General features: G+C 43.4%; 5 protein-coding genes. All 5 read left to right on the forward strand.

Features of this window, described 5'->3' with window-relative positions:
• Nucleotides 1-826 (forward strand): glycoside hydrolase family 43 protein (locus tag Q8907_10545; protein ID MDP4274706.1); only part of this gene is annotated, 826 nt, incomplete at its 5' end.
• A gap of 68 nt (nt 827-894) precedes the next feature.
• Nucleotides 895-2,769, forward strand: coding sequence for a six-hairpin glycosidase (locus tag Q8907_10550; GenBank protein MDP4274707.1), 1,875 nt, complete (start codon nt 895-897; stop codon nt 2,767-2,769).
• 13 nt (nt 2,770-2,782) lie between these two features.
• A complete protein-coding gene (locus Q8907_10555; GenBank protein MDP4274708.1) occupies nt 2,783-4,324 on the forward strand; it encodes a glycoside hydrolase in 1,542 nt (513 codons plus the stop codon).
• A gap of 114 nt (nt 4,325-4,438) precedes the next feature.
• Nucleotides 4,439-5,914, forward strand: a complete 1,476-nt coding sequence (locus tag Q8907_10560; protein MDP4274709.1) for a sialate O-acetylesterase — start codon at nt 4,439-4,441, stop codon at nt 5,912-5,914.
• A 34-nt stretch (nt 5,915-5,948) separates the two neighbouring features.
• A partial coding sequence (locus tag Q8907_10565) for an acetylxylan esterase (protein ID MDP4274710.1) occupies nt 5,949-7,055 on the forward strand: 1,107 nt, incomplete at its 3' end.

The following is a 7,055-nucleotide window of genomic DNA, read 5'->3' on the forward strand; positions in this document are numbered from 1 at the left end:
CGAAGGACTAAGGTTTTTGTATAGTTACGACGGTTATCGCTGGAAAGACCTTGGGCACACTTACTTAAAACCCGCGATAGGCAAACAGAAAGTATTACGCGACCCGTCCATTGCCCAGGGACCGGACAAAACTTTTCACCTGGTCTGGACATCAAGCTGGCATGGTGATTTAGGTTTTGGCTATGCCAGTTCCAAAGATTTGATCCACTGGTCGGCTCAAAAGTTTATCCCGGTAATGGCTTATGATACAACAACGGTTAACGTCTGGGCACCTGAAATATTCTATAATAATGAAAATAAAGACTTTGTAATCGTCTGGGCCTCTACAATACCATTTAAATTTCCCAAAGGAGAAGAAGATGAAGACAACAATCACCGCCTCTATTATGCCACCACCAAGGATTTCAAAACTTTTTCAAAAACCCGGCTGCTCTGTGATCCCGGGTTCAGTGCCATTGATGCGGTAATTGTCAAACAAAACAGGGGAAAATATGTTTTGGTATTAAAAGATAATACACGCCCGAACAGAAACATCAAAGTAGCCTTCAGCGATAAAGCGACCGGCCCGTATATAAATGTTTCAAAACCTTTTACAGGTGAGTATTGCGAAGGCCCTGCAGTGGCAAAAGTTGGGAATAAATGGCTGATCTATTACGATGCATATAGGGCAAAAAAGTTTGGAGCTTCCGAAACCAAAGACTTTAAAACATTCAAAGATATCTCGGATAAAATTTCAGTACCCGAAGGCCATAAACATGGTACAATTTTCAAGGTAAAAGAAAATATCTTAAAAAATCTGCTTCAGCAATCGGCTATAAAAGAATAAGTATTCTGGATAAATCAGCATAATGAAAAGATTTAAAAAACGATACAAGATTAAAAAGACAAACTGCAATGAACATTTTAAAATACAAAAGAGATATTCGGGGAAATCATATATATCTTGTATTTAGCCTAATTTTCGGTCTGGGTGTATCACTCAATGCCCAGGAAACCATCCGTTACACTGGCAATACATTGGTAAATATCGATTATCATCACGGACAGTTAAGTCCGGCAGTCGGGGTACACAACATACAAGTGTTCCGCGCTAACCGCCAGCATCCCGAACTGGCCGAAGGCTCAGGCTGGACGTACAACCACGCGCCCATGCTTGCATACTGGAACAACCTGTTCTATCTTGAATACCTGAGCGATTCGGTCAGTGAAAGCGTTGCGCCGGGCCAAACATTACTGACCACTTCAAAGGACGGCTATAACTGGAGCAAACCCAAGGTAATTTTTCCCAAGTATAAAGTTCCGGAGGGCACCGTAAAAGAAACTGAAAAAGATGGTCTGCTCACGGCCCACAATCTGTATTCCGTGATGCATCAGCGCATGGGTTTTTATGTCTCCAAGAAAAACCGCCTGCTGATTCTGGCCTTCTACGGGATAAGCATGAATGAGCGCGATGCGCCCAATGACGGGAAAGGCATCGGACGTGTTGTCCGTGAAGCCTTTCCTGACGGACATCTGGGACCGATTTATTTCATTCATTACAATCCTGCATGGAACGCGAAAAACACTTCTTATCCCTTTTATACCAAAAGTAAAGACAAAGGATTTGTTGAAGCCTGCAATGAGCTGATGGACAATCCTCTGATGATGCAGCAATGGAACGAAGAATCAGATCCTAAAGACCCACTTATCCCCCTTCAAAAGGATTATAAAGCTTTCTGCTTCTATCATCTTCCGGATGGCAGGGTGGTCGGGCTTTGGAAGAATGCACTTACTTCCATCAGCAATGACAACGGGAAAACATGGCCATTGCCTGTAAGGGCGCCAAAATTTGTGAATGCCAATGCCAAATTCTGGGGACAGCATACTTCCGACGGAAAATACGTGACGGTATATAATCCGTCAGAATTCCGTTGGCCACTGGCACTTTCCGTAAGTCAGGACGGGTTGGATTATAACAATCTCCTGCTGGTTCAGGGTGAAATTTCGACCATGCGCTATGGCGGTTTTTTTAAAAACAATGGGCCGCAATATGTCCGAGGAATCATTGAAGGCAATGGAATTCCGCCTGACGGAAACCTCTGGTTGACTTACAGTATGAACAAGGAAGATATCTGGGTTGCCGAAGTACCGGTTCCCATTTCCGACAAAGTGGAAAACCAGGTGAATGATGTGTTCAATACGATGAATCCTGGTGAAGAATTGAAATATTGGAATATTTACAGCCCGCTTTGGGCGCCGGTGAAAACCGGAACTGCAAAAGATGGATCCAAATGCCTGGTATTAAGAGATTGGGACAAATTCGATTTTGCCAAAGCAGAAAGAATATTCCCGGCTTCCAAAAAACTTTCGATAGAATTCTCGCTGGAAACAGCACAAAGCAATAAAGGATTATTGCATGTTGAATTACAGAATTCAAAAGGAACGCCAGCCATTCGGCTGGTGTTTGATTCGACAGGATATTGTATGGCCAAGGCCGGATACAGATATTCAAGGATAATGAAATATAATGCCGGTCAGGAATATAAGTTCCGCATCAGCTTTGATACAGATAAAAGATTTTACACGGTCAATGTAAACGGTAAAGATGTGCACAGGGGATTGTTTTTTGCCCCGGTTGATTCACTTGAAAGAATCGTGTTCCGTACTGGCGAGCCCCGCTATCTACCCAATGCCGAAACCCCAGCCGAACAAATGTTTGACGTTCCTGATGCCGGCGAAAAAGATGCCGAATCAGCATTTTACATCAAATATGTAAGAACAACTCTTTAAGTTTAACCAAGCAATGATGAACAGGTATATAAAAATATTTTTAGTTCTTGCAGCCCTTAACTGTTCTGCATTTTCCCAGAAAGAAAAAAATCAGCCCGTTTTAAAGGCTGACAACTTTAAACATTATGTTGATTATTTCAACCGGATGGATAATGAGAATATTGCCGGAGCAATACCCAATTCAGCTTCCTGGGCATGGATAAAAACCAACATTCCCTTGTTTGAATGTCCCCAGGATAATTTTGAGGAAATTTATTATTTCCGCTGGTGGAGCCTGCGTAAGCACATTATTAAAACTCCGGCTGGTTATGCAATCACGGAATTTCTGGTTCCCCGGACTTATGCCGACAAATACAACCTGATTAGTTCCGCACTGGGCCATCACATCTATGAAAGCCGGTGGCTAAGGGATACATCATACCTGGACCAGGATATAAGGATCTGGTTTCATGGCAATGACGGTAAACCTTTGAAAAAACTCCGCTTCTACAGTGGTTGGAACGCAGATGCCATATACAATCAATACCTGGTTAACGGGGATAAAAATAATATCATCTCAAAACTTCCCGACCTGATTGCAGATTATGAAGCCTGGGAAGCCGAAAAACGCCATCCGTCAGGTCTATTCTGGCAGTTTGATGTTCGTGACGGCATGGAAGAATCGCTGAGCGGCGGAAGAAAATTAAAAAATGCCAGGCCAACCATCAACAGTTACATGTACGGCAATGCCATGGCTATTTACAAAATTGCCGGTTTAGCCGGCAAGCCCGATATTGCAAAGAAATACAGGTTAAAGGCTGACACCATCAAAAAACTGATCCAGCAGCAATTATGGAATCCCAAAGATACCTTTTTCGAGACTCTGGAACAAAATGATTCGATTGCCAATGTCCGCGAAGCCATAGGCTTTATTCCCTGGTATTTTAACCTTCCCGATTCCGCCTATAACCTTGCCTGGAAACAGGTGATAGATACCAAAGGCTTTCTAGCTCCTTTTGGATTGACAACTGCCGAACAGCGTGCTCCTTATTTTCGTTCCCATGGTTGTTGCAAATGCGAATGGGATGGAGCAGTATGGCCATTTGCCACATCCCAGACCATGACTGCCCTTGCAAATTTCATGAACAATTACACACAAAATATTATCAACGATTCTGCATATTTCCATTTGCTCGAACTTTTTGTTGAATCCCAATATTACCGCGGACGGCCGTATATAGGCGAATATCTAGACGAAAAAACAGGTTATTGGCTGAAAGGCGATGAAGAACGGAGCCGGTATTACAACCATTCAACCTTCTGTGATCTCATCATCAGCGGACTTGTAGGATTAAGGCCTAGGCCGGATAATATCCTTGAAGTGAACCCGCTTATTCCCCAGAACCGATGGGACTGGTTTTGCCTCGACCAGGTTTCTTATCACGGTAAAATGGTAACTGTTGTCTGGGATAAAACTGGTGAGAAATACAATCTTGGCAAGGGATTCCGTGTACTTGTAAATGGCAGAACAGTTGCCTCTTCAGATGGATTAAAGAGGATTTGTGTGAAATTATAAATTCTAAAGCAGGCAAATTCCTTGCCGTTGGCTTCGGTCAAGGGATAAAAAATAGAGAATTTTTAATTTGGATTTAGCCAAAATATTTCAATGCTTTATAACCGGTTAATGATCATGATAAATAAAAATATAAAAAATATTTCTAAAAAATTTTCCCTGCTTTTACTGGTCCTTGTGGCTGTGCAGAATTATCTATCTGCCCAGATTGTTTTGCCAAAAATCATTAGTAACAACATGGTACTTCAGCGCAATAAACCGGTAGTCATCTGGGGTTTGGCTGCTGCCGGCGAACACATCACCGTTAAGTTTAGCAACCAGGTCAAGGTAGCAGTTGCAGATACTTCAAAACACTGGCAGGTAGTGCTTGATCCCATGGAAGCATCGGCAAATCCACGTGAAATGATTATTTCAGGATCAAATGCCGTCAAACTCGAGAACATCCTGGTTGGAGAAGTCTGGCTCTGTTCTGGCCAGTCCAACATGGAATACAGCATGCGCAAGCACTGCAAAATTGCTGAGATGAAAGGAGAAAAAGCAAGTAAAAATGAACTGGCCCTTGCGAAAAATCCCAATATCCGTATTTTCCTGGTTAACCGGAAATTTATGTCGCCTGATCCCAGGCATAAAGGCTGGGAAATCGCACAGGATTCTGCACTAAAACTATTCTCCGCCGTCGGTTATTTTTATGGCAAAGAATTGTACAAAAATTTGAATGTTCCGATTGGAATGATCTCCTCTGCCGTGAGTGGCAGCGCCATTGAACCCTGGCTGCCGTCAGACGCCGCCATGAAACTTAAGGAAAATGATTTTATCAAAAAAAATAGCGAACACGGCAAGTTTTATTCCTCAATGATATCCCCGCTGGCACCGTTTACAATTAGTGGTTTTCTTTGGTACCAGGGTGAGACAAACTGTTTCCTGAATGAAGACGTCCAATATGCTTACAAAATGCGATTGCTGATCAATATTTGGCGCAAAGCATGGGCAAACGATTCCTTACCGTTCTATTTCGTCCAGATTGCTCCTTTCAGCTATTCACAGAGTAAAGGGAAAGAGGTGCTGACAAAAGAAACGTTACCCAAGTTCCGCGAAGCCCAAACTTTTGCCTTAAATATTCCCCATACGGGAATGGTTGTAATAACCGATCTGAACGACAGCATTAGCGAGCTTCATCCATTTCATAAACCGGAAGTAGCCCGCCGGCTCTCACTGTGGGCCCTTGCAAAAGTTTACGGGAAAAACACCGTATATTCAGGACCGGTATATAAGCAAATGAAAATTAAGGGGTCAAAAATTGAACTTGAATTTGATTATTGCGGTAGTGGATTGGTCAGTCGCGATGGCAAACCGCTCGATTGGTTCGAGATTTCCGGGGCAGACGGCATATTTGTCCCGGCACAGGCCGAAATAAAAGGCAACAAAGTAATTGTTTCAGCAGTTTCTGTTCGTTCGCCCAGGGCAGTTCGCTTTGGATGGGACGAAACTGCCCGCCCCAACCTGTTCAACAAGGAAGGCCTTCCGGCAGCATCATTTCGCACGGATAATCCCCTACTTAAAGAATATTTAAAAATATACCATAACTTAAACTGAATCAAACCATTTTAAAAGATTAAAATATCAGGGAATGAAAAATTTATTTGCTTTATCCTGTCTGCTGCTGTTTTCCACCGGATTATTTGCCCAGACCGCAGATGAACAGTATAAAAAACCTTTAAAAGAAGTACTGGATGAAATTCAAACCGGATTTAAGGTCAAATTGAAATATCCTGAAGATCTGGTTAAGGACAAGGTATTGAACTATGCAGAATGGCGAATTCGCAGTTACAGTCTGGACCAGACTCTGACAAATGTCCTGTCACCCTTCGACATGTCATTTATCAAGGAATCTGAAAATGTCTATAAAATAAAAACTTTTGAATACGCCAGGCGCACCCCTGAAGAAGGCAAAGCACAGCTGGCCTATTTTTCAACTTTATACAATGACCGCAGTTCCTGGGAAGCAAGGAAAAAGGGACTAAGAGAGTGCATGATTTCTGCACTGGGACTAACACCCATGCCCAAAAGCCCCGGGTCAAAACCCATTGTCACCCCCAAAAGGGTAATGAATGGCTATACGGTACAAAACGTAGCCATAGAAACCCTTCCGGGGCTTTATGTTTGTGGTTCGCTATACAGGCCGATCAAACCCAGAGGCTTATGCCCTATTATCCTCAATCCGGACGGGCATTTTCAGGACGGGCGCTACCGCGCCGACTGCCAGTACCGTTGTGCCATGTTGGCCCGTATGGGTGCCATAGCTTTCAATTATGACCTTTTTGCCTGGGGAGAATCGCATCTTCAGTTTAAAGATGAAGACCACCGCAGGAGTATTGCCAACACCATACACAATTTGAACGGAATCCGGATATTGGATTATCTAACTACATTGAAAGATGCTGATACAAGCCGGATCGCTATTACAGGAGCTTCCGGAGGCGGCTCACAAACCATGCAGCTCACCGCAATTGACAACAGGATAAAGGTCAGCGTGCCGGTTGTAATGGTTTCATCCTATTTCTTTGGCGGTTGTCCCTGCGAAAGCGGCATGCCTTTCCAGTTATGCCTCGGAGACACAAACAATGCCGAGATTGCAGCTATGGCTGCGCCCAGGCCTATGCTGATCATCTCCGATGGAAAAGATTGGACAGCCAATGTGCCTGAACTTGAATTCCCATTTATCCAGCGTACATAC

The organism is Bacteroidota bacterium (assembly GCA_030706565.1).
GTDB lineage: Bacteria > Bacteroidota > Bacteroidia > Bacteroidales > JAUZOH01 > JAUZOH01.